We start from the raw sequence: 21,937 nt of genomic DNA on the forward strand, positions 1-21,937 counted from the left end.
CTCCCTTCATGGCTCATGGTGGGTGGCGTTTGGTGTGGGGTGCTCTGAGCAGGCCCCTTGGTCAAGGGCGCGCTCTGCCAGGAAACGGGGCAGCGCCTCAGCCAGCATGTCCGCCCAGAACGCCTGGCCGGCCTGACCAGCCAGCAAATCTTGGCGCAGCTCGATTTCCAGCGCGGGCAGCTGGCGCTGGGCTGCGTGGTGGATGGTCGTGAACTCGCTTTCAGGTGAAAGGGCGTAAGGCTGGTTGCTGCCCACCACCAGCGGCGCACCATCCATGGCCTGTTTTCCTGCCAGCAGGGCCGCCATCGTCTGGGCGCTCTGGGGGTCGTGGTGGTGGAGAAGCCCAAGGTGCCAAGGGCGCTTGAAGCCATCCATCTCAGGGGTGAAGCTGTGGAGCGAGACGAACAAGGTGGGGCGCCCCTGGCGTGCGCGCCCTTCCAGACAGTGCGCGATGGCTTCATGGTAAGGGTGGTAGATGGCGTCCAGGCGGGCTTGGCGTTGCGCTGAGCTCAAGGCCTGGTTGGCTGGCACGGCTGTGTGGTCGCTGACAGGCGCCATCAAAGTGGCGTGGTGGGGGGCGCGGTTACAGTCCACTACAAGGCGCGAATAGTTCTGCAGCAACAAAGCGCAGCCAAGGCGCCCCTGCAGGCGCCTGGCCACGGCGGCAATGCCGATGTCCCAAGCGATATGGCGCCCCCTGTCCTGTTCAGACAGGCCCATGGTGCCGAGCTTTTCAGGGATGGCGCGCCCGCCATGATCACACACCAGGACGATGTCTGTGGGGCGCGTCTCTGGCCAATGGGTGAAGGGGGTAGGGTCGCGCTCCGTCAGCAGGGGTTGGTGGCCCTGCTGGGGCGTTGGTGTGGCCAGAGGGCTTGTCACAGCTTGGGTCATGGCATTGCCTTGGCATGGTGGTGGGGGTTGGCGGCACTTGGCAGCGCCAAGTCCACAGCGCAGCCTGGGCCGTTCCAGTTCAAGGCCCCCCCTGACGAAGCCAGAACGTGGCCTTTGCCATCAATAGCCAGCGTCGTTGGCAAATCAAGTTCCTCCTCCTGGGCAGCCTTGGGGAAAACCCTCTCCAGCGTGGCGTCATCCATCACCCAGGGCGTGATGGCCTGCCCAGTCTGGCTAGGCTGCCAAAGGTGGTGGGCGCCCAGCCACGCCGCCACTTTGGCTGGGGCACCGCTGTCCATGGCGGCGGTCACGACCTGCACACCTGGGCAGCGCTCCTTGAAGTGCTGCAGGTGCGGCAGTTCAAGAATGCACGCTGGGCACCATGTGGCCCATAGGTGCAGGTACCACACAGCTGGTCTGTTCCCACGCGGGGCGGTGGGTGGCAGCGGCAGCTTCTGGCCATGTGGCCCTGCGAGCGCGGCCGGGACCGCCGGCCCACTGGGCGCGGCGCAGGCGGGGTGGTAGGAATAGCCCCAGACACCCCTCAGAAGGCAGCCAACCAGAACGGCCCTGGCCAGCGCACTTCTGAGGGCACAAACCTTCCCCCCACCCCCAGCAGGCAGTGAACCCCCCATGAGCATCGACAAATCCTCCCCTTCCTCCCCGAAGGCCAGCAAAGGCGCTCAGGCCAACATGCAGTGGGGTGGACGTTTTGCTGCTGGCCCCGCCGCCATCATGAATGAGATCAACGCCTCCATCAGCTTTGACCAGGCGCTGTGGCGGCAGGATATCAGGGGTTCTCTGGCCCATGCGGCCATGCTGTGCAAGGTCGGCATCATCAGCGCTGATGACCTCAAGGCCATTGAGGGGGGGCTGGCTGGGATCGCTGCCGAGATCGAGCAAGGTACCTTCCCCTTCTCTGATGCCCTTGAAGACATCCACATGAACATCGAGGCCCGCCTTTCCGAACGCATTGGCGAAGCCGGCAAGCGCCTGCACACGGCGCGCTCACGCAATGACCAGGTGGCGACCGACTTCCGCCTCTGGGTGCGGGACGCCATCGATGGCGTGGTGGCGCAGACGGAATCCCTCATGGCCACCCTGGCCAAGCGCGCGCTGGAGAACGCAAGCCAACCCATGCCGGGTTTCACCCATTTGCAGATCGCCCAGCCTGTAACGTTTGGCCACCACCTCCTGGCTTATGTGGAGATGCTAGGCCGCGACCGCTCCCGCTTGCTGGATGGGCGCAGGCGCCTCAACCAATCCCCCTTAGGGTCGGCTGCGCTGGCTGGAACGTCTTTCCCCATCGACCGCCATATGACAGCGCAGGCCCTGGGGTTTGATGGCCCCACGCGCAACTCGCTTGATGCCGTTTCAGACCGTGACTTCGCGCTGGAGTTCCTGGGCGCGCTGTCCATCCAGGCCATGCACCTCTCCCGCTTGGCGGAGGAAATCGTTCAGTGGACGTCCACCCCATTCAACTTCGCTAGCCTTTCTGACGCCTTCACCACGGGTTCCTCCATCATGCCGCAGAAGCGCAACCCGGATGCGGCCGAGCTGGTGCGCGGCAAAACAGGGCGCATCACGGGGGATTTCATCGCACTGCTGACGGTGATGAAGGGCCTTCCCCTGGCCTACGCCAAGGACAGCCAGGAGGACAAGGAACCGGTGTTTGACGCTGTGCGCGCCATCACCCTTTCCCTGGCGGCCATGGACGGCATGGTGGCTGACATCACCCCCAACAGGGAGCGGATGCGGGAAATGGCTGGTGCTGCCTTCGCTACCGCCACAGACCTGGCTGATTGGCTTGTGCGGGAATTGAAAGTGCCATTCCGCACAGCGCACCACGTCACCGGGCAGCTGGTAGCGATGGCGGAAAAACGCGACGTGGCGCTGGAGCAGCTCCCCCTTGAAGATATGCGCACAGTGGAGCCACGCATCCACCAAGGGATCTACAGCGTTCTGGATGTGGATTCCTCCCTGGCCAGCCGCACAAGCTTTGGCGGCACGGCGCCTGAAAACGTGCGCTGTGCTGCCCAGGAATGGCTGGCGCGCCTTAACCAAGCCTGAAGTGGGGGAGGGTTCCCCCAGCAGTCATGACCTGGCATTCTGCTGCCCAGGCCTTTGAGGGGGCTAGACAAGGGCTCACCCTTGCGCCCCCTTCACCAGAGCAAGGAAAGCGTAAGCGCTATGAAGCCAGGACAACGCCGTGAGATCGCCCTATGGCTGTGCCGCCTTATGCTGGGCGTGATGGTTTCCACCATGGCGCTGAGCCTCACCGCCTGCGGTAAGGAAGGCGACCCCCAGCCGCCAGGGCCGGCCAATGAAATTACCTACCCTCGCGCTTACCCGCCTGATTGAGGGGCTGGGTCTGAAAAAGCTGAACTCAGGGCGGGGAAAGAACCCTTCATCCTTAGCTTCAGCGTTCAGCCAACAGAGCACTGGCTGCCCTGAGCTTCTCCAGCCTGGGGCTGGGCCTGAGGCCCAGGAAGCAGAACACAACCGCTGCTATGCTGATGGCTGAAAGCAGCAGGTTATACCCTATGTCATACTGGCTGAGCCACGCTGCCCCACCAGGGAATCCCACGCCTTTATAAAGGGCCAGATGGCTGACATTACCTACAGTCATCACCACAATCAGGCAGTACGCAAGCGTTTTGAACACTTGAACCCTGCGTTCCACCTCAAGCTGCTGGTTGCGGAGGGAAATCATGGCGTGGTGCTGTTGCCAAAAGCCTTCAAAACCATCCTTTGCCGCTTTCTCCAAGGCGTTCTGCGCACATTGGCGGGCTTCTTCACGGCTGATGGCTGGTTTCATGTTTGTGGATGACATAAGTCCGCCTCCCACCCCCACTAAGGGGGTTTTAAGAACAATCCAACAAAACGTTGTTTTACGTTCCACCTCAAGGGCAATTTTACCCTAGGCCACCAAAACTCCCTATAGCCCGTGAATGGTCTCCACAGGTTTCCAGAAAGAAAACACAAACCCTTAAAGCGATATCTTAAACCAATTTCTGATTTCAGAGATGTGCTTTAGTTAAGGGCTGAGAAACAGGAAGTGAGCGAGTTTATTCAGTGCGGTAACGTTTCTGTTCCTCAGGAGAAAGGCCCAGGAACACTAGAGCACCATTTAAAATAGGCATTCGTCTAAACGAACGAATGTTATAGTATATCCATCCAAAAACACTTAACATTGTAATGCCTATATAAATTTTAGCCAAAAATTTAGACCCAAAAATGAAAACAAATGCCTGGTGACTAGACAATTTGTTCCCTGACAACGCTGTTTGAACGGTTAATATTAAGGTTATCAACGAGATGAGCCCCGTCATTATACTAATAAGGTAAGTCCAAAACTCCCATGAGGTATTGTCACGCATAGTTTGCTTTTTAGATTCTAAATACAATTGTGCGTAATGTACCTGGGCTTCAGGTGAATTAAATCCAAGCTCACTTGCCCCCTTAAGGGCGCTGTCAACTGCCTTTAAAACTTTTTGTTTCTTGTTCATTCGAGCAATCCAAAATTTGAATAAGACTACATTATTTTACCCTAAAATGATGTTGTTTAACATATTATGAATTTCTTGTTTGGATAGGCCTTTCTCGAAATAAAAATCCTCCCTAACAGCTGGGCTGTTGCGGCTTTTGGAGAGCTTGTGACCGTCAGCCCCCATGATGAGGGGATGGTGGGCGTAGCGCGGCGCTGGCCAGCCCATGAGTTCCTGCAGAACACGGTGGATGACTGTCAGGGGTTCCAAGTCCTGCCCGCGCGTGACAAGCGTTACCCCCTGCAACCAGTCATCATGGGTGACGCACAAATGGTAGGAAAGGCCAGCGTCACGCCGCGCTAAAACAACATCGCCCCAGGATGCGGCATCTGCTGTTCTTTTCTGGAATGTGTTGTCGCCTGTCAGCTCCAGCCAAGTGGGGTTGCCCCCAAGGGTTTCAAGCGCTTTGTGCATGTCCAAGCGCCACGCTGGTTGGTGCCCTTTGGTCATAATTGGGGGGCAGCCAGATTGGGGGCGGCAGGTGCCAGGGTAGCGCAGGCTGCCATCTGGCGCGCGCGCGCCAGCAGTGCCTGCGGCATGGCTGATGTCAGCCCGGCTGCAGAGGCAGGGATAGATGAGCCTGCGCTCGCGGAGAGTGTCCAAAACAGCGTCATAATCAGTTTTATGGCGTGATTGGCGCCTGATGGAAGTTGGCGGTTCTGGCAGCAGGCCAAGCCAAGCCAAATCATCCAGAACGCCCTGCACGTTTTCCTCAGTGCAGCGGGCTTGGTCGATGTCCTCCAGCCGCACCAGGTAGCGGCCGTGGGGGGCAGCCAGCGTGCGCGCATGAAGGGCGGAGGCCACATGCCCCTTGTGAAGTCTGCCTGTGGGGCTGGGGGCGAAGCGCGTCACCCAGCCAGACGGGGGGTCGCTTTTCATAGCGCTTGGCATGGTCAATGGTCAGCCTAGCGCTGGGTCAGGCACTGTAAAATTCATGCCGTCAAAAGCTGGCTCCACCCCCGCTGGCAGTTCACGCTTAAGGGTGGCGTAGTCCATCCTGTGGCCCATGTGCGTCAGGATGGTGCGGCGCGGCTTGATAAGATCGCGCCACGCCAGAACCTGCCCTAGCCAACCGTGGGAGAAATGACTTTCATACTGGAAGCAATCCACCACCCAACTGTCCACGCCAGCAAGGGCGCGCAGCGATGGGGCTGGCATATCTGCGACATCAGTTGAATAGGCGAAACCGCCAAAACGCACCCCAAGACTGCTGATGTTGCCGTGTATCTGGTCGAAGGTCACACCACTGAATGGCCCAATGGTGAGCGGCCCTTCCAGGGGGATTTCATGCACGTCCAGCGCTGCGCGGTAAAAAGTACCCCCTTCCCAGGGCTTGAAGGCGTAGCTGAAGCGCTGGCGCAGTTCCAGGAAAGTTTCAGCCGTGCCATAGACCGGCACAGGGTGGCCGAGAACGCGGTTGATGGCGCGCAGCTCATCAAGGCCAGCCACATGGTCGCTGTGGCAATGGGTGTAAAGCACAGCGTCAATGCGGGGCACGTTCTGCGCTAAAAGCTGCTGGCGGAAATCAGGCCCCGTGTCGATGATGAGGCGGAAAGGCGCCGTCACACCCGTTTGGGGGTTGGTAAAGGGTTTTTCCAGCAGGACGGAGGCACGCGTGCGGCGGTTCTTGGGCTCATGCGGGTCGCAAGTGCCCCAGCGCCCCGCTAGGCCAGGCTCGTCAGAAGCGGCGCCCAGCACAGGAACACCAGCGGAGCCGCCACAGCCCAGAATGGTCACTTTCATCATGCCGCCCTCCTTGGATACCTGTTCCAGTCCCACAGAACTACCCTTGCCAGCCAGAAGCAACCCCGCCAACCCTTGGCACTACCAAGGACCTTGCTTGCGCCCCCTCAGGCCATGCGGCTGAACAAGCGCCTGGCGTTGGCGGTGGTGGCGCTTGCCAGGTCTTTTGGTGCCATGTGGCGCAGCTTGGCCACTTCCGTTGCAGTGTGCACAACATGGCCAGGCCAATTGCCATGGCCGCGGTGGGGAACGGGGGCCAGATAGGGGCTGTCCGTCTCCACCAGGATGCGCTCAAGCGGGGCGGTGGCTGCCACATCCCTGATGGTGGCGCATTTGGGGAACGTCACCAACCCTGAGAAGCTCAGATAACCCCCAAGCGCCAACGCGCCCTGGGCCAGTTCCACACCGCCAGCGAAGCAATGGATGAGGAAGGGGAAAGCCCCTTTGGCCGTTTCCTCCCGCAGCAGGGCAACGGTGTCCGCGTCAGCGTTGCGGCTGTGGATGACCACAGGCAGCCCTGTGCGGCGTGAGGCTTCGATATGGCGGCGCAGATATGTTTTCTGCCGCTCATGGGTAGTTGGGTCGCTGTTGTGGAAATAATCCAGGCCCGTTTCGCCAATGGCCACGATGCCTGGGCGGTCCAGCTCAACCAGCATTTCATCAAGCGTTGGCAGTTCCTCCTCAAGCACATGGTCGGGGTGGATGCCCAAAGCAGCGTGGATGGGCAGGCTGGGGTGGCTGCGCGCCACCCATTCATGCTGCTGGTGGCGGCGGCTCCAACGGGTGCCGATGGTGACCATGCCAGCCAGGCCTGCCTCCCTGCCTTGCTGGAGGATGGCCTCAGTACGCGCGTTTTCATCTGCGGGGGCTGGTTCCGCTTTGCGGCCACCATGGCCGCGCCCCACCATGTCCAAGTGGCAGTGGGTGTCGACCAGCCCTGGCAAGGTTGTGGCGATGACCGGCGGGGTGAAAGCCCCACCAGCCTGAGCGTGGCTGCCACTCATGGTTGGGGGGCCTTTGGAGCGGGAGCAGCCTTGTTTTTCGTGCCCTCTTTGCCCCCTTGGCTTGAGGGCTTCTTGCCCTTAGAGGCCTTGGAGGTTGGGGTCTCAGCGCCTTCCTCAACAAAGCGCGGGAACAGGCCTTGTGGCTGGGGCAGCGTGCGGCCGCCTGGCAGTGGGGTGGCGAGGGCTGCGAAATCGCGCTCCTCCTCCCCAACGCCCAGCTGGTCCAGCATTTTGGCCATGGTCTCAGGCATGTAAGGCTGCAGAACGGTGGCCAAAGCGCGCAGCACATCCACCAAGACGCGCAGCACGGCGGCCATGCGTTCAGGGTCCGTTTTCTTCAGCTTCCAGGGGGCCTGGTGGTCGATATAGGCATTGGCGGCGCGCACCACTTTCCACACTTCCTCAAGCGCTTCTGAAAGGGCCAGGCGTTCCAGCTGGGCAGCCATGGTGGCTGGCAAGCGCGCAGCCGCTTCCAGAATGGCCTTGTCTGCTTCTGTGAGCGTGGGCTGGAGGGGCAGGACGCCGTCCTGGTTGCGGGCAATCTGGCTCAAGGTGCGCTGGGCGAGGTTGCCCAGGTCATTGGCTAGCTCCACATTCATGCGTGAAATCAGCGCCTGGCGGCTGAAGTTGGAATCATTGCCGAACGGCACCTCCCGCATGAGGAAATAGCGCAGCTGGTCGAGGCCGAACTCATCAGCCAAGGCAGCGGGGTCAAGCACATTGCCCAGGGACTTGGACATTTTCTGCCCCTCTACCGTCCACCAGCCATGGGCGAAAACACGGGCAGGCAGTGGCAGCCCAGCCGCCATCAGGAAAGCTGGCCAGTAAACGCAGTGGAAACGCGCGATTTCCTTGCCGATCACGTGAACGTCAGCAGGCCAGAAACGCTTAAAGCGCGGGTCGCCTTCATCAGGGTAGCCAACAGCGGTCAGGTAATTGGCCAGGGCGTCAAACCACACATACATCACATGCTTACTGTCCCCTGGCACAGGAACACCCCAGCTGAACCCAGTGCGGCTGATGGAAAGGTCGCGCAGGCCTTGGCGCACGAAGCTCTCAATCTCGCGCTTGCTGCCGTGGGGGCCGATGAAGTCGGGGTTGTCAGCGTAAAGCTTCAGGAGCTTTTCCTGGAAATCCCTAAGCTTGAAGAAATAGGAAGGCTCCTTCACCCACTCCAAGGGCGCGCCTGTGGTGGTGGAGGTGCGGCTGCCATCAGGGTGGAGGGTGATTTCGTCATCACCCACATAGGCCTCATCGCGGGTGGAGTACCACCCCTCATAAGCGCCCAGGTAGATGTGGCCGTTGTCAGCTACTTTCTTCCACAAAGCCTGGGCGGCCTTGTGGTGCTGTGGGTCCGTGGTGCGGATGAACGCATCAGCGCTGACATTCATGCGCGCCTGCATAGCCCTGAACTGGTCGGAGACCTGGTCAGCGAATGCCTGGGGGGGGATGCCTGCTTTCTCGGCGCTTTGCTCCACTTTCTGGCCGTGCTCGTCAGTGCCAGTCACGAACAGAACATCGCGCCCGTTCAGGCGGTTGAAGCGCGCCAGAACGTCACAGGCGATGGACGTGTAGGCGTGGCCGATGTGGGGGGCGCCGTTGACGTAGAAAATCGGCGTCGTGATGGTGGCGCGCGGCTTTTCGGGGGAAGGTTGGGTGGGGGTGTTCATGGTGGTTTCCGTTGGCCCTGGTTGGCGTTTTTGAAGGTTTGTCAAAGGGGTGGTTATCAAATGGGGTGATTTATGAATTGTGGCCTGCAGGGGTGCCCCATCAGCTATGGAGGGTTGCCCAGCCCTGGCGCAGCGCTTGGACCGGGTCAAGGTTGTAGCGTTCCGCGTCCTCCTGGAGCTGGCGAAGCTGAGTGGCTTTTTGGGCCATTGCAGCCGCTGCCGCAAGGTGGCCAGCCTGCGCCGCCGCCCGCGCGCGCAGCGCCATGTGGTGCCCCAACACCCGCCACAGCAGTTGGCGCTGGGCCTGGTCCTTGCCCATGGTGGCCAGTGCCTGCCAGCTTTCCCGGTCAAAGGCACCAGCCTGCCAGGTGGCAGGGTCAAGCAGGGCTTCAGCACGTTCAAGCGCAGCAAGGCTGGGAGGGGCTGCCATGGCCAACGCCTGGCCAGGGGAACCTTCAGCCAGGCTGAGCAAGCGCTGGTCAAGCCCTGGCAGCAAGGTTGCCATCGCCTGCTCAGAAAGGGGCCTGAGCGCCAGCGTGCGGCAGCGGCTGCGCACAGTGGGCAGCAACCGCCCCGGCTGGGCAGTGAGCAGCAGAATCAGCGTGCGTGGTGGTGGTTCCTCCAAGGTTTTGAGCAACGCGTTGGCAGCGTTGAGATTGAGGTGCTCAGCCCCATCCACAATCACCACGCGCCAGCCTGCCTCAATGGGTGTGCGGCGCAGGAACTGGCGCATGGCGCGCACATCGTCCACCTTGATAACGGGCCCGCTGCGCCCCTGGCCCTTGGGCTCCGCTGGGGCGAGTTCAAGCAGGTCGCCATGGGCGCCAGCGCTGACACGCCGCCCAGCTGGGCTTTCGTGGTCATCTGCCCCCAGGACCAGGCGCGCCATTTGGTAGGCAAGGGTTTTCTTGCCTATCCCCTCACGCCCAGTCAGCAGCCACCCATGGGCCAGGTGGCCATCCACCAGGGCCTGCTTGAACAGGGCCAGTGCCTGTTCATGGCCAAGTGCCCGCTTGGCCTGGGCAGGGGGAACCAACGCTGTCAAAGACGCCGTCATGGTTGGGCAGCCTTGCCAGTACCACAGGGAAGCTGACCAGGCTGGGGCAGCAAGCCATCGCCTTGAAGCGTGCCCAACAGCACAGCACACACTTCCTCTGGGGCTGGGGTAGCGTCCACCCTCACCACCCTGGTGTGGTCACGCGCCGCAATAGCCTTGAAGCCCTGTTCCACACGCTGGTGGAAATCATGGTCGCAGCGCTCATAACGGTCTGCCTTCATGCCGGCCCTGACAGCTGCCCGTTCAGCTGCGCGTAAACGCAACCTGCGCATGGTCTCAGCCTCGTCCACCTCCAGCAAGAAGGTGACGTCAGGCTCATGGCCTAAAAGGCTGCGCTGCTTCTGGATGAAGTCAAGTATCCCTTCATCCCCCCCAGCCACGCCATGGCCTTGGTAGCTTTCCGTTGAATCGTGGAAGCGGTCGCACACCACCACAGCCCCGCGGGCCAAGGCTGGCAGGATGAGATTGTCCAGGTGGTCAGCGCGTGCTGCCATGTGCGCCATGACCTGGGCCCGCACGGAGAGGGGGGCCTGGTTGAACAGGATCAACTGGCGCAGGGCCTCAGCGCCAGGGGTACCGCCTGGTTCACGGGTCAGCACAACCTCATAGCCGCGCCCCCGCAGGCGTTCAGCCAGCAAGCGCCCTTGAGTGGTTTTACCGTGCCCTTCCCCCCCCTCCAGCGTGATGAACAGCCCAGGCCAGCGCCTGGCGGGGGGTTGCGCTGCGGCACAGTCGCAGCCGGCTGGCTTGTCAGCTTCAGCCATGGCCGCGCAGGCGTCTCATCGCGCGCTCCAGAAGGCCAGCGCGCGGCACGTCCTCAGCAGCTACCAAAGGCACTGTTTTGACCAGCTGCCCCTTGATGAAGATATCCATGCTGCCGCATGGCTGCCCCGCCGTAAGGGGGGCCACAAGGGGGCTGTCGTAATGGGCTTTCAAAGAAACCATGCCGCGCCAGTCAGCGGGAAGGGTGGCGCTGTAATCAACCCCCGGTTCCAGCGGCACTGTGGGCCTGGTGCCCATCCAGACCGGGGCAGCTGGCACCACAGGGCGGTTCTTCTGGGCTAGCGGCACGTCAGAGAAATTAGCGAAGGCCCAGCTCATCAAGCGTTCGCCCTCATGGGCGCGGGCATTGGTGGAGGGCGTGCCGTTGATAACCATGATCATGCGGCTTTTCCCGCCCTGGCCATTGGGCCGTTCCGAGCTGGCGCATAGCCCGAATCCGCCAGCATCCGTGTGGCCTGTTTTGAAGCCGTCCGCTTGGTCCTTCAGCACCAGGACGTTGCGGTTGCCCTGCGTGATGCCGTTGAAGGTGAACTCCTTCTCGCCGAAGAAGTGGTAGTATTGCGGAAAGTCATGCAGCAGCGCCCTGGCCAGGACGCTGATGTCGCGCGCGCTCATGTAATGCTCCGGCGAGGGCAGGCCGGTCGCGTTAACAAAATGGGTATCGTTCATGCCAAGGCGCTGGGCGGCCTGGTTCATCAGGGCGGCGAAGCGTTCCTCAGAACCAGCGATGCCTTCAGCCAGCACAATGCAGGCGTCATTGCCAGACTGCACCACCATGCCCTGGATCAGGTCGCTAACCTTCACCGAACCCCCTTGGGGGACGAACATCTTGCTGCCCTGGAGGCGCCAGGCGCGGTCGCTCACAGGCAGACTCTGGTCCAGGGAAAGGCGCCCCGCCGCCAGGAAAGTGAACACCACATAGGCCGTCATCATCTTGGTAAGCGATGAGGGTGGCATACGCTCGTTAGCGTTCTTCTCCAGCAGGACGGTGCCTGTGTTGTTGTCCACGATGTAAGCCCAGCGGGCAGAGGTGGGCATGGTGCCAAGCGGCGTTGTGGCTACATCCAGGCTGCCTGCGCCAGCTGCCGTTGAAGCACCCTTTCCCTTGCCCCTTCTGTGGGGGCGCGCTAGGGCCTGGCCTGGGGCGCCCACCAGCAGGGCACTGCCCAGCATGGTGGCGCCAAGCGCACCAGCACCTTTGAAAACGCGCCGCCGCCCCAAGAGGGCTGGCGCGGCCTGGCTTGCGGAAGCAGCGGTGGGCTGCCCCCCTTCAACTGTTGTGGTGGCAACTGTGGTGGCGCCCGATGGGCGTGCGGTCAGCGCGTGATACATGAATCCCCCAGAATACCCACGGCCAGTGCATAATAGTCTGAGGGATTATATGCGCGAATGGCCTTGAAGTTGGAAGTGACCGCGTAAGCCTGCCCACCAGGTCCGTCTGGCTGAATGACCTTCACAACGGTCCCTTCCGAGACACCGCTTGGCAAGCCGCCCACAGGGCGCACACCCATGCCTTCCCACGCTGAAACAGGGCGCGCCATGCTGTTGCGCCACCCTGTGCCAACGCCAGGCAGCGCCGCCTGTGCTGGTGGCACGGTGACTTCCCACCCCCACGGCATACCGGCCTGCCAGCCGCTTTTGGCCAGGTAATTAGCAACGGAGGCCAGGACGTCAGGCACGCTTGTCCAGATGTTGGCAGGGGTTTGGCCATTCATGGAGGTGGCGTAGTGCAGGTAGGCTGAAGGCATGAACTGGGGCTGCCCCATGGCGCCAGCATAGCTGCCCATCATGGTGGCGGGGTTCACGCCCCCAGCAGCCATACGGAGCGCGTCCAGCAACTGCTGAGTGAAGAACTTAGCACGCCGCCCTTCCCAGGCCAGGGTGGCCAGGGCGGAGATGACGTTGAACTTGCCCTGGACGCGCCCAAAGCCGCTTTCCAGGCCCCAAATGCCCAGGATGGGCACGGGGGAAGCACCGTAACGGTTCACGGCCTCGTTGAAGGTGGCATTGTACTGCGCCCAGGCCTGCTGACCCTGGCTGATGCGGTTAGGGTTGACGACACGCGCTTTATACTGCGCCCACGTCATAGTGAATTCAGGCTGGTGATGGTCGCGCTTAATAATGGCCTGGTTGGGCGTTGCGGCCATGGCCAAGGCGGCGTTGATGACGCTGGCTGGGATGCCGTTGGCCAGCGCCAAGGCGCGCACATGGCCAAGATAGGCTTCCCAGCTCTGCCGGCCAGCAGCTGACCTGTGGCTTTGGTGCCGTGGGCGCGCCAAAGCTGCGCCAGGCAGCGTTATAGTGGCTGCCACCCCCATGCCCCACAGCCCTGCCTGCTTGAGGAAGCCACGCCTGCCCCCCATGGCCTGGTTGTGGGAGGGAGTGGGTTTTTCAGGGAAAGTGGACAATTGTGGGTGTGGGCGCACCATAAATCTCTCCTGCTTGGGGTGTGCCGCCAGCACTGTTTCCCCTGTTGGTTCAAGGCCACGCCCAGGGCCTTCATCAGGCCTTGACGCGGCCATGGGGCATGGGGGCCCTGTGGTTGGGCCCATGATTGCGGCCAGTGCCCAGACCATGCAAGAGTTAGCCTCATGACCCCTGCAGCGCCCCAGACCTTATCATGCTTTCCATGCGCAGCCCATCATGCCCAGCGCATTTTGGCGCGCCCACCCTACTTGCTACGCCTAGGGGCGCTGGATTGGGGGAGGTTAGCATGATGAGCCTCCCCACCCTGGCGGCCTCCCAGCCAGCGTGGCTCAAAGCGGCGCTGATTGTCCTTGGCACGTTTATCCTGGAAGATGTCGCCACCGTTCTGGCCGCCCTGGCGGTGCAGGCTGGCGATGTCAGCATGGGGCTTGCGCTGGGTGCGCTTTACGCAGGCGTGGCTGTGGGGGATATGGGGCTTTATGGCGTTGGCCTGCTGGGGTCCTTCTGGCCATGGCTCGCCAAGCGCCTGACCTTGCCTGGCAAAGACAAAACAGCTGCATGGTTCAGTGCCAACCTGGTCAAAATCGTGGCTATATCGCGCTTTGTGCCTGGCGCGCGCCTGCCCCTTTACACAGCGTGCGGCTTTTTTCATGCTCCTTTCCTGCCTTTCGCCCTGACAGCCACCCTAGCCACCCTGGCCTGGACCACGATCCTGTTCTTCCTCTCCATGCAGGTGGGGCATTGGCTGCTGGCCCATGCAGGGCAGTGGCGCTGGGTTGGCATTATTGGTTTCATCGTGGCAATCCTGGCCGTCAACCGCCTTATCGCTCACCTTCAGCGTTTGAGCCGCTGAAGGCATCGCGCCACCCTTCCGCCAACTTTCCAGGCTTCACCCCGCCATGCCTCAGACGGTATCCAACGCCCGCCCCACCCAGCCTTCCCCCAAAGGGGGGGTGGGCAGCCGCCAGCTCTCCTTGTTCGAGTTCTGGCCAGACAAGCTGTTCTATGCCCCCGTGGCGCTTTACTGGGCGTGGCTTGCCTGCCGCCATGGGGGCCTGGCCACGCTGACAGCAGCCAACCCGCGCATTTTCACAGGCGGCCTGGTGGGGGAAAGCAAAAGCGCCGTGCTGGCGCTGGCAGGGCTGAAGGCACGGGCGGCCATTGCGCCATGGGGCCTTTTCCAGGCTGGTCCCCATGGGGTGGGGCACGCCCTTTCAGCCATGCAGCGCGCAGGGCTGCGTTTCCCTGTGGTGGTTAAGCCAGACGTGGGGTGCAATGGCGTTGGCGTGCGCCGCGTGGACAATGAGGCAGCGCTGGCCCACGTGGTGGGCCAGTTCCGCCCAGGCGTGAAGCTGATGGTGCAGAAACTCCTGACCGAACCCCTTGAGGCAGGCGTATTCTATGTGCGCAGCCCTGGGGCGGCGCGGGGGCGCATCACATCGCTGACTTACAAGGAAACCCCTTTTGTGGTGGGGGATGGCCAGCGCACATTGCGTGAGTTGGTCATGGCAGACCCCCGCATGGGGTTGCTACCCCACCTTTACCTGCCGCGCTGGGGCAGCCAAGCTGATGAAATCCTACCCAAAGGCGTGAAGAAAACGCTGGTTTTCGCAGGAAACCATTGCAAAGGGGCGGTTTTTCGCGATGGGCGCGCTGACATCACACCAGAGCTTGAAAAGGCCATGGAAACTATCCTGGGTGACATCCCCGACTTCCACTTTGGCCGTGTCGACCTCAAGGCCCCTTCCGTGGCGGCTTTGCGGCGTGGTGAAGGGCTGCAATTGATTGAAATCAATGGCGTTGGTTCTGAAGCCATCCACATTTGGGACAAGAACACTACCTTGCGTGAAGCTTACAAGGCCCAGTTCTGGCATTACCGCCAAGCGTTCCTGATTGGACGGCAGAACCGTAAAGCAGGCTGGAAATCAGCTGGCGCCTTCAAGATGCTGTGGGCATGGCTGCACCAAAAGCGCCTTTCAGCCCATTACCCCCCCAATGACTGAAGGCCAGGTGGATTTTAACCAAAGGCGCAGTGGCTCCCTGAAAACTGCCTGGCCTGGCACAGCCAGCCTTCAGAGGTAGGGGCCCTGTGGCCCCATCAGTGCCTCAAAGCTTGCCGCCACCAAAAATGAAATTGCTGATCTGCTGTTCAAGCGACAGAAGGGGCCTGGCGTCTGTGATGGTGGTGCCTGGCTTCAGGATTGTTTTGGCTTTGCCAGGCAGCAATGCCAGGGCGTTGTCGGCCGTTGGGCTAGGGGCGGCGATGGTCACTGCCGTGTCGCTGGGCAGCTTCAAGCCGCTGTTGACTGTGAAGTCGACATTGGCAACGTCATTGGCCCTGTCCAGGGTAATGCTGTCCACACGCCCCACCACAACGCCATCCAAAATGACGTTGTCGCCACTGTCGAGCCCATTGGCGGAGAAGAACACCGCCTTGTAAGGGGTCTGGGGGCCACCAGGGCCTGTGCGCAGCGTCAGGGCGTACACAACGAACGCCCCTGTGAAAACCAGCACGGCCGCACTGGCCAGATAAGAGGCCACCCCTCCCCCTGTTCCCTCACGCACTGCGCCTCTCCTCAACATGCCTTGGTTAGTGGTGTGGTTCTTGCCTGGGCGCCATAACCATTAAGTGCGCCCCGCACTGGCAGGGCCGGTCATTTGCCGTTAGCTTCACAGGCACTCCAACCATACCGCCCCCTACGCCAACACGCCAGTGCGCGCCCAGGCAAGGTGGCGGGCAGGCAACACCACTCCCACAGCCACGCCCTACCCCCTTGAGAAAGGAGAGCCATGACCCCCGCTCTGCCCATGACCTATTTCCAGGCCATTGTGATTGCTATCGTTCAAGGCATCACAGAGCCTTTCCCCGTCAGCAGCCTGGGGCACGCCGTGCTTCTGCCAGCGTTGCTGCATTGGAATATTGATGAGCGCGGGCCGTTGTTCCTGCCTTTCCTGACTATGCTCCACGCTGGCACGCTGCTGGCGCTGGCGCGTGTTTTCTGGGGGGATTGGAAAGCGATCTTCCTGGGCCTGCTCGGCAGGCGTGGCCATGAGGGTGAAATGGCCAGCCGGCGGCTGTGCACCCTGCTTGTTCTAGCCACCATCCCCGCCGTTCTGCTGGGGGGGTTGTTTGAGCACAAGCTGCGCGCCCTGTTCGGCAGCCCCCTGCTGGTGGCTGGCTTCCTGACGTTGAATGGCGTGATGTTGATCGGCCTTGAATGGCTCATCCGTAAAACGCCCCTCAGGCCTGACCAGAAGCTGGACGCCCTCTCCCCAAAGGATGCACTGATCATTGGCTGCTGGCAGTGCCTGGCACTGCTGCCGGGCCTCTCACGCTCTGGCGCCACCATGAATGGCGGCCTGACATGCGGTCTCGACAACCTCAACGCCGCACGCTTTTCCCTGCTCATGGCGCAGCCTATCATCCTGGCGGCCACAGCCAAGGAATGCTGGGACTTGCGCCACGCCCATCTGGGTGGCCCTGTGCTGGTGCAATCCTTTGTGGGCATGGTAGTAGCGGGCGTCACGGCTTTTGCCTGCTCCAAATTCCTGCTCAAGCTGTTCCACCGCGATGACCAGGAACGCGACCGTGAAGCCCTGGCCCCCTTCGGTTTTTACTGCATTGCCATGGGGTTGTTTGCCGCCTTCATGCTTTGGCCCCGTTGAGGGGACCCAACCGCGTTTGAGGGCCGTACTTGGAGGCCGCGCCTTGGGGCCAGCCCACGCAGCCTAGGGCAGAGCTGGGGGCGTTTGGCATTTACACCCTGGCGCCCTTTGGGCATTAAGCTTCTTTTTCACCAGCGTTTGATGGCCCCATGTCCCCTGCCCCCGCACCCCACACTACCCCTGCCAGGGCCAAAGACAGCCGCCGCAAGCCCCTGGCGCAGCTGCACGCTGAAGCGCAGGCCCTTGACCTTAAGCGCACGCTGACCCTCAGGCAGCTTCTGCTGCTGGGCATCGGCACTGTTGTGGGTGCTGGCATTTACGTGATGACAGGCACGGCGGCGGCCAATTTCGCTGGCCCAAGCGTGTTGCTGGCCTTCCTGGTGGCGGCGCTGGCCTGCGTGTTCACTGCGCTTTGCTATGGGGAGCTTGCAGCCCTCTTCCCAGTGGCAGGCAGCACTTACTCCTACGCCTACGTGACGATGAGCGAGCGCACAGCCTGGTGGGTTGGTTGGCTTTCACTGCTGGAATTCGCCATTTCCTGCACAGCTGTGGCAGCTGGCCTCTCTGGCTATGCCAATGCGCTTTTAGGCACGTTCCACCTAAAGCTTCCAGGCTTCCTTACCCACCCCACGCTCATGACAGTGCCAGGGTCTGGTGGGCAGGCCATGACGGCGGGCTGGCGTTTTGACCTGCTGGGGCTGGGCAGCATCATGGTGGTAACGCTGGTGTTGATGAAGGGCATCCATGAATCATCACGCTTGAATGACGTCATCGTCCTGCTGAAAGTGGGGGCCATCCTGCTGTTTGTGGGGGTGGGGGCCTTCTGGGTGGACATGAGCAATTTCCATCCCTTCATCCCAGCCTCCAAGGGGGACTTTCAGTTTGGCTGGGGGGGCGTTTTCCGGGCTGCCTCCGTCCTGTTCTTCGCCTACACGGGTTTTGAAGCCGTTTCCACCGCTGCAGCGGAGGCCCGCAACCCCACGCGTGACGTGCCCTGGGCCATTGTGGGGACACTTTTCGTCTGCATGCTGATTTTCATGGCTGTGGCCGCCGTTCTGATTGGCGTGGTGCCTTACCAGGCCTTGAACGTGCCAGACCCCTTGGCTGTGGCCACTCACGCTATGAACAAGCCCTGGTTGGGGCTGCTGGTTTCAGGCGCTGCCACCATAGGGCTTTTCACAGGGCTGTTCGGGCTGCTTTACGCTCAGTCACGCATTTTGATGGTCATGGCGCAGGACGGGCTGCTGCCCCCTGTGTTCGCGCGTTTGAACAAGCGCTTCCACACGCCTTTGCTTGGCACGCTGATTATTGGCGTTGGCGTGGCGTTGCTGACGGCAGTTCTGCCCATTGACGTCATCGGTGATTTAGTCTCCATCGGCATTGCGCTGGGTTATGCGCAAGTGTGCCTGAACGTCATTTGGTGCCGCAACACCATGCCTGAACGCGAACGCCCCTTTAAAGTGCCACTGGGTGGGGTCACCATCAAAGGGATTTGGCTAGGCACAGTGCCTGTGTTGGGGATTTTGTTTTGCTTGTTGATGATGGTGCCCCTGCTTGCCAACATGCTGGAGGCCCTGGGCAAGGGCAACGCCATCCCCTTTGCGCTCACAGCGCTCTATGTCGGCAGTGGGTGGGCGCTTTACCATTTTTATGGGCGCCACCATTCCACCATGCACCCAGACAGGCGCAACGTGAATTTCCAGGAAGGGGAGGGTGCGCCCAGCCATGGTGACTGAAAAAACCACCCTGGCATTTTCCTGTTGACAAGGCCCCACGGAATGCTTTAAACAGCACCCATCACGGCAGGCGTGACATTAATTTAAAACCTGCCAGATGATGGCGGCGTAGCTCAGTGGTAGAGCAGGGGAATCATAATCCCTTGGTCGGCGGTTCAAATCCGTCCGCCGCTACCAATAAAAATTCATCAGGCGTAAAGCCTACGGCTTTATTAGCCAAGCATTCAAGGCAGTCCTTCTGGGGCTGCCTTTTTTGTGTTCTTACCCCCCTGCCAATTGATCCAACCTGGTCGCGCCCTGGGTGCCTGACTTGGGGCCCAGACGCTGAACAAGTACTGCCGCTCCTCAGCCAAACACTGGAACAGGAACACCACGCCTGGAACCAGGTCGTGGGCGCTGGCCCATTGCCCCAACGGGACAGGCAAGGAGGGCGGTACATGGTCCTTCAACCCCCCAGAAGCGGCCCTTCATCATCAGAAGGGTTGCCATCACCAGAGCGCATCCAACTGATGTCAGGTTCATCCTCTGCTGGTGGTGTTGCTGGTTCTGCTTCAGAAGGTGTCTCAGCCTTGGTGCGCGCTTTGCTTTCAGAACGGCGGCGGGTGGGTTTCTCCTGGCTGGGTTGGGCAGGTGTTGGCTCAGGCGCTGGGGCAGCCTGATTTAGGTCCTGATTTTCTGTGCTCTGGGCTTCATCCCGGTTGCGCTTGCCGCGCTCAGCACGATCAGGGCGCTGTTCATCACGGCGGCGGCGCTCGCGGCGCTCGTTTGGCTCTCGCTCCTGGCGCTCAGTGCGCTCACCATTCTGGCCTTGATTGCCGCCTTGATTGCCGCGCTGGCGTTCAGCGCGTTCGGCCTGGGCGTTTTGGCTGGCATGATTGATGGCACTGAGGACACGCGCGTAATGCTCCGCATGCTGGAAACAGGCCTCTGAGCGGATGCGGTCGCCAGCGCTGGCCATGTCACGCCCCATTTGGGCGTATTTTTCCTGCAGCTGCTGGGCTGTGCCGCGCAAGCGCACTTCGGGACCGTTGCTTTCAAACACATGATTGCGGTTCATCGGGGCCTGGCCGTTGCCCCCACGCCCGCTTTGAGGGCCGTTGTTGCGGTGATGACGGGTTCTCATGCGCTTCATTTCGGTGTCCAACCTCGCTGTCAGTGCGCCCCATGAACAGGCCAGTTGCCAAGCCTGGCGGGCAAAGATGTATGATGACTTCCAGGCAGCGCCCCAGCACCCAAAGGGGGGCGGCCTGTCAGGTGGTCTGGGGTTGGTCTGCGTGGGCGTGGCGCAACACAAGGGCACGTTCCACCCCGCCCAGGTCACGCAAACATGCGACCACGCCCAGCCCCTGCTGGGCAGCCAGCGCGCTCACAGCGTCCCTCTGCCCCTGCCCAAGTTCCAGGATGGCGCAACCATGGGGCGCCATCAATTCTGGTAAGGCAGTACACAGCTCTTGGTAAGCCTGCAAGCCATCCTGCCCCGCCACCAAGGCGCGCCATGGCTCATGGTCGCGCACTTCTGCCATCAAATGGGGCATTTCATCCTGCCGGATGTAAGGTGGGTTGCTCAACACCACGTCAAAGCCACCCTGCCCCCTGCCCAAGGCCTCTGCCCAGGACCCCACCATGAAAGCAGCCCGCCCAGCCAAACCATTGCGCGCAGCGTTGGCCTGGGCTTGGCGTGCGGCCCGCGCGGAAATATCCACCCCAACGCCCCAGGCCTGGGGGCATTCGCGCAACGCAGCCAGAAGCAGGCAGCCACTGCCAGTTCCCAAGTCCAGGATGGTGCGCACGCCCCCTGCCCCACCAAAACATTCTTCCACCTGCGCTAGAAGGGCCTCAATCAAGGTTTCGCTGTCAGGGCGCGGGATCAGCGTGTCACGGTTTACATTCAGCGTCAGCGACCAGAAATCACGCTGCCCTGTGACGTAAGCCCAAGGGACATGGCTGCAGCGCTGCCCAAGGGCGCTGATGAAATGGGCTAAGGGGGGGCCTTCCAGCCCTTCAAGGCGCAGAAGTCCCATGGGGCCGCAACCAGCAGCCCAGGCCAGGATAAGGCGCGCCTCCTGGCTTGGGCTTTCAATGCCAGACACTTTCAGGCGCACTGTGGCATGGCCAAGCAAGCTGCGTGTAGAATAAAAGCCATCTGGGCTTAGAACATCTGCAAAGAGCGGGGATATGATTGCAGTGACCTTTTCAAAACGCTTCAAGGGGCGGGCGCGGAAGCTGGCACTGTGGGCTGGGGTAGGGTTGCTCAGCTGGGCTGGGTTGCCACAGTCCTTTCAGGCCCATGCCGCCAACCGCAAAAGCTTTGCCGACAAGGCGGCGCAACTGGCCACGGAAGGGCATTTTAACGTTCTGGACATGCAAGAGCCAGAGCAGCTTTCAGAAGATACGCGCCTTTATGTGGCAGGGCACCTGGTGGCCACCTTCCATTTCCATGAACCTTACCAAACCAAGGAAGTGCGGGTGAACATCAGCAAGTTTGAAGTTAACGTGCCCTACACCCTCTGCGGCGTCATCAAGGAACGTGACGGCAAGGGCCATGTGGTGGTTTACCCCATCTCCAGCGATGGTATCCTGCACCATCCTGACGGGCGCCTTTACAAAACCTATGGGGAGAAGGGGTCGCCTGACTTCAGGCTGTTGGACGATGACGACCCTGAGGCCGCCACCGTCATTAGAAGCCCATCCAGCGCCTGTCCAGCTGACTTGTCCTGACCAGCGCCCCGGCCCAACCCTCCAGTGTGAGAGGCCTTCATGAATGCGCGTGTGACCACCCCCTACCCTGCCAGCCGCAGCCCTGTGGGCCTGGCTATAGCAGCCTTGGTTTGGGGACTGCTGTGCCCCCTGGCCATGGCTGCTCCAACCCCCGCCACCAGTGCTGGTACCAGCACTGGCACAGGCAAAAGCGCTCCGCAGGCGCCAGCCCTGCGGCGCTTAGCTGACGGCACCATGGTGGACAGCGCCTTTGACGGCGCCACCGGTGGCAGCTTCACCGTGATGGATGAACGCGCGCCCAATGAACTTTCAGAGGTTTCGCAGCTTTATGTGGCAGGGCGCCTGGTGGCCACGTTCAGGCTTAGCCTCAACCACAGCCGGGAACGCGTAATGGTGGCTGTGCCTGCTGGTTACGAGAACGTGCCTTACAGCCTTTGTGGCGCCATCACAGTGCGTGGTGACGATGGCAAAGTGACCACCCACCGCATCACCAGCGATGGGCTTCTCCATCACCCTGACGGACGTGATTACGAGGCCTTCATGGATGAGGAGTTCACGCGTTACGAGCTCCTCGACCCTAATGACCCTGACAGCGTGGAAATGGACAGGAACGTGCGCAGCCCTTCGCGCATTTGCCCCAACGATCTTTCCTGACCTGAATTTAAGGTGAGGGTGGAGGAAGAGTGCGGGC

Annotated in this window: 23 protein-coding genes and 1 tRNA gene; 9 read left to right on the top strand and 15 right to left on the bottom strand. The window is 61.3% G+C overall.

Annotated elements, in window-relative coordinates; genetic code table 11:
* Positions 1-6 precede the first annotated feature (6 nt).
* Together E3E12_RS00445 and E3E12_RS00450 are read right to left on the bottom strand one after the other, a co-directional pair.
* Positions 7-894 (bottom strand): N-formylglutamate amidohydrolase, encoded by an 888-nt coding sequence (locus tag E3E12_RS00445; protein WP_141442566.1) that lies wholly within the window; start codon positions 892-894, stop codon positions 7-9.
* Entirely contained in the window at positions 891-1,214 is a 324-nt protein-coding gene (locus tag E3E12_RS00450) for a thioredoxin domain-containing protein (RefSeq protein ID WP_141442567.1), read from the bottom strand. The genes E3E12_RS00445 and E3E12_RS00450 overlap by 4 nt, the downstream gene beginning before the upstream one ends.
* A gap of 313 nt (positions 1,215-1,527) precedes the next feature.
* On the opposite strand from E3E12_RS00450, the gene argH reads away from it, so the two are divergent.
* Both argH and E3E12_RS08750 read left to right on the top strand, forming a co-directional pair.
* Positions 1,528-2,964 carry an argininosuccinate lyase gene (gene argH / locus E3E12_RS00455; protein WP_141442568.1) on the top strand — a complete coding sequence of 479 codons (1,437 nt, stop codon included), beginning with the start codon at positions 1,528-1,530 and terminating at the stop codon, positions 2,962-2,964.
* Between the two features lie 120 nt (positions 2,965-3,084).
* On the top strand, positions 3,085-3,255 hold the full coding sequence (locus E3E12_RS08750) for a hypothetical protein (protein WP_168194333.1): 171 nt from the start codon (positions 3,085-3,087) through the stop codon (positions 3,253-3,255).
* 58 nt (positions 3,256-3,313) lie between these two features.
* On the opposite strand, the gene E3E12_RS00460 is transcribed toward E3E12_RS08750, so the two are convergent.
* The 10 genes from E3E12_RS00460 to E3E12_RS00505 all read right to left on the bottom strand — a co-directional run bounded on the left by E3E12_RS00460 (position 3,314) and on the right by E3E12_RS00505 (position 13,221).
* Positions 3,314-3,727 carry a hypothetical protein gene (locus tag E3E12_RS00460; protein ID WP_141442569.1) on the bottom strand — a complete coding sequence of 138 codons (414 nt, stop codon included), beginning with the start codon at positions 3,725-3,727 and terminating at the stop codon, positions 3,314-3,316.
* A 235-nt stretch (positions 3,728-3,962) separates the two neighbouring features.
* Complete coding sequence (locus E3E12_RS00465) at positions 3,963-4,403, bottom strand: hypothetical protein (protein WP_141442570.1); 441 nt, start codon at positions 4,401-4,403, stop codon at positions 3,963-3,965.
* A 36-nt stretch (positions 4,404-4,439) separates the two neighbouring features.
* On the bottom strand, positions 4,440-5,333 hold the full coding sequence (gene gluQRS, locus E3E12_RS00470) for a tRNA glutamyl-Q(34) synthetase GluQRS (RefSeq protein ID WP_141442571.1): 894 nt from the start codon (positions 5,331-5,333) through the stop codon (positions 4,440-4,442).
* A 9-nt stretch (positions 5,334-5,342) separates the two neighbouring features.
* Positions 5,343-6,185, bottom strand: a complete 843-nt coding sequence (locus tag E3E12_RS00475; protein ID WP_141443954.1) for an MBL fold metallo-hydrolase — start codon at positions 6,183-6,185, stop codon at positions 5,343-5,345.
* Between the two features lie 107 nt (positions 6,186-6,292).
* The gene (locus E3E12_RS00480) at positions 6,293-7,189 is read right to left on the bottom strand and encodes a TatD family hydrolase (RefSeq protein WP_141442572.1); all 897 of its coding nucleotides are present in this window, start codon (positions 7,187-7,189) and stop codon (positions 6,293-6,295) included.
* Positions 7,186-8,859, bottom strand: coding sequence for a methionine--tRNA ligase (metG, locus tag E3E12_RS00485; protein ID WP_141442573.1), 1,674 nt, complete (start codon positions 8,857-8,859; stop codon positions 7,186-7,188). Before metG ends, E3E12_RS00480 begins: the two co-directional genes overlap by 4 nt.
* Positions 8,860-8,959: 100 nt before the next feature.
* Positions 8,960-9,916, bottom strand: coding sequence for a DNA polymerase III subunit delta' (locus E3E12_RS00490; protein ID WP_141442574.1), 957 nt, complete (start codon positions 9,914-9,916; stop codon positions 8,960-8,962).
* Positions 9,913-10,680, bottom strand: coding sequence for a dTMP kinase (gene tmk / locus E3E12_RS00495; protein ID WP_141442575.1), 768 nt, complete (start codon positions 10,678-10,680; stop codon positions 9,913-9,915). Before tmk ends, E3E12_RS00490 begins: the two co-directional genes overlap by 4 nt.
* Positions 10,673-11,872 (bottom strand): D-alanyl-D-alanine carboxypeptidase family protein, encoded by a 1,200-nt coding sequence (locus E3E12_RS00500; RefSeq protein ID WP_141443955.1) that lies wholly within the window; start codon positions 11,870-11,872, stop codon positions 10,673-10,675. Before E3E12_RS00500 ends, tmk begins: the two co-directional genes overlap by 8 nt.
* Before the next feature lie 143 nt (positions 11,873-12,015).
* Positions 12,016-13,221 (bottom strand): lytic murein transglycosylase, encoded by a 1,206-nt coding sequence (locus E3E12_RS00505; RefSeq protein ID WP_240810516.1) that lies wholly within the window; start codon positions 13,219-13,221, stop codon positions 12,016-12,018.
* Positions 13,222-13,412: 191 nt separating this feature from the next.
* Between E3E12_RS00505 and E3E12_RS00510 the strand changes: the two genes are divergently transcribed.
* On the top strand, positions 13,413-13,979 hold the full coding sequence (locus E3E12_RS00510) for a DedA family protein (RefSeq protein ID WP_141442576.1): 567 nt from the start codon (positions 13,413-13,415) through the stop codon (positions 13,977-13,979).
* Positions 13,980-14,025: 46 nt separating this feature from the next.
* Positions 14,026-15,129, top strand: a complete 1,104-nt coding sequence (locus tag E3E12_RS00515; protein ID WP_240810517.1) for an ATP-grasp domain-containing protein — start codon at positions 14,026-14,028, stop codon at positions 15,127-15,129.
* 103 nt (positions 15,130-15,232) lie between these two features.
* Here E3E12_RS00515 and E3E12_RS00520 read toward each other — a convergent pair whose 3' ends face one another.
* On the bottom strand, positions 15,233-15,691 hold the full coding sequence (locus tag E3E12_RS00520; RefSeq protein WP_240810518.1) for an MlaD family protein: 459 nt from the start codon (positions 15,689-15,691) through the stop codon (positions 15,233-15,235).
* A gap of 243 nt (positions 15,692-15,934) precedes the next feature.
* Between E3E12_RS00520 and E3E12_RS00525 the strand changes: the two genes are divergently transcribed.
* The 3 genes from E3E12_RS00525 to E3E12_RS00535 all read left to right on the top strand — a co-directional run bounded on the left by E3E12_RS00525 (position 15,935) and on the right by E3E12_RS00535 (position 18,705).
* A complete protein-coding gene (locus E3E12_RS00525; protein WP_141443958.1) occupies positions 15,935-16,792 on the top strand; it encodes an undecaprenyl-diphosphate phosphatase in 858 nt (285 codons plus the stop codon).
* A 149-nt stretch (positions 16,793-16,941) separates the two neighbouring features.
* The gene (locus E3E12_RS00530) at positions 16,942-18,528 is read left to right on the top strand and encodes an APC family permease (protein ID WP_141442578.1); all 1,587 of its coding nucleotides are present in this window, start codon (positions 16,942-16,944) and stop codon (positions 18,526-18,528) included.
* Positions 18,529-18,630: 102 nt separating this feature from the next.
* Positions 18,631-18,705, top strand: a tRNA-Met gene (locus E3E12_RS00535).
* Between the two features lie 268 nt (positions 18,706-18,973).
* Here E3E12_RS00535 and E3E12_RS00540 read toward each other — a convergent pair.
* On the bottom strand, positions 18,974-19,651 hold the full coding sequence (locus tag E3E12_RS00540) for a DUF4167 domain-containing protein (RefSeq protein WP_240810519.1): 678 nt from the start codon (positions 19,649-19,651) through the stop codon (positions 18,974-18,976).
* 127 nt (positions 19,652-19,778) lie between these two features.
* Positions 19,779-20,648: a peptide chain release factor N(5)-glutamine methyltransferase gene (prmC, locus tag E3E12_RS00545; protein ID WP_240810520.1), complete on the bottom strand. Its 870-nt coding sequence runs from the start codon at positions 20,646-20,648 to the stop codon at positions 19,779-19,781.
* A 55-nt stretch (positions 20,649-20,703) separates the two neighbouring features.
* Between prmC and E3E12_RS00550 the strand changes: the two genes are divergently transcribed.
* The gene (locus tag E3E12_RS00550; RefSeq protein WP_141442580.1) at positions 20,704-21,246 is read left to right on the top strand and encodes a hypothetical protein; all 543 of its coding nucleotides are present in this window, start codon (positions 20,704-20,706) and stop codon (positions 21,244-21,246) included.
* A 39-nt stretch (positions 21,247-21,285) separates the two neighbouring features.
* A complete protein-coding gene (locus E3E12_RS08925; RefSeq protein ID WP_206338652.1) occupies positions 21,286-21,900 on the top strand; it encodes a hypothetical protein in 615 nt (204 codons plus the stop codon).
* Positions 21,901-21,937 lie beyond the last annotated feature (37 nt).

The organism is Formicincola oecophyllae (genome assembly GCF_006542395.2).
Classification (GTDB): Bacteria; Pseudomonadota; Alphaproteobacteria; order Acetobacterales; family Acetobacteraceae; genus Formicincola; species Formicincola oecophyllae.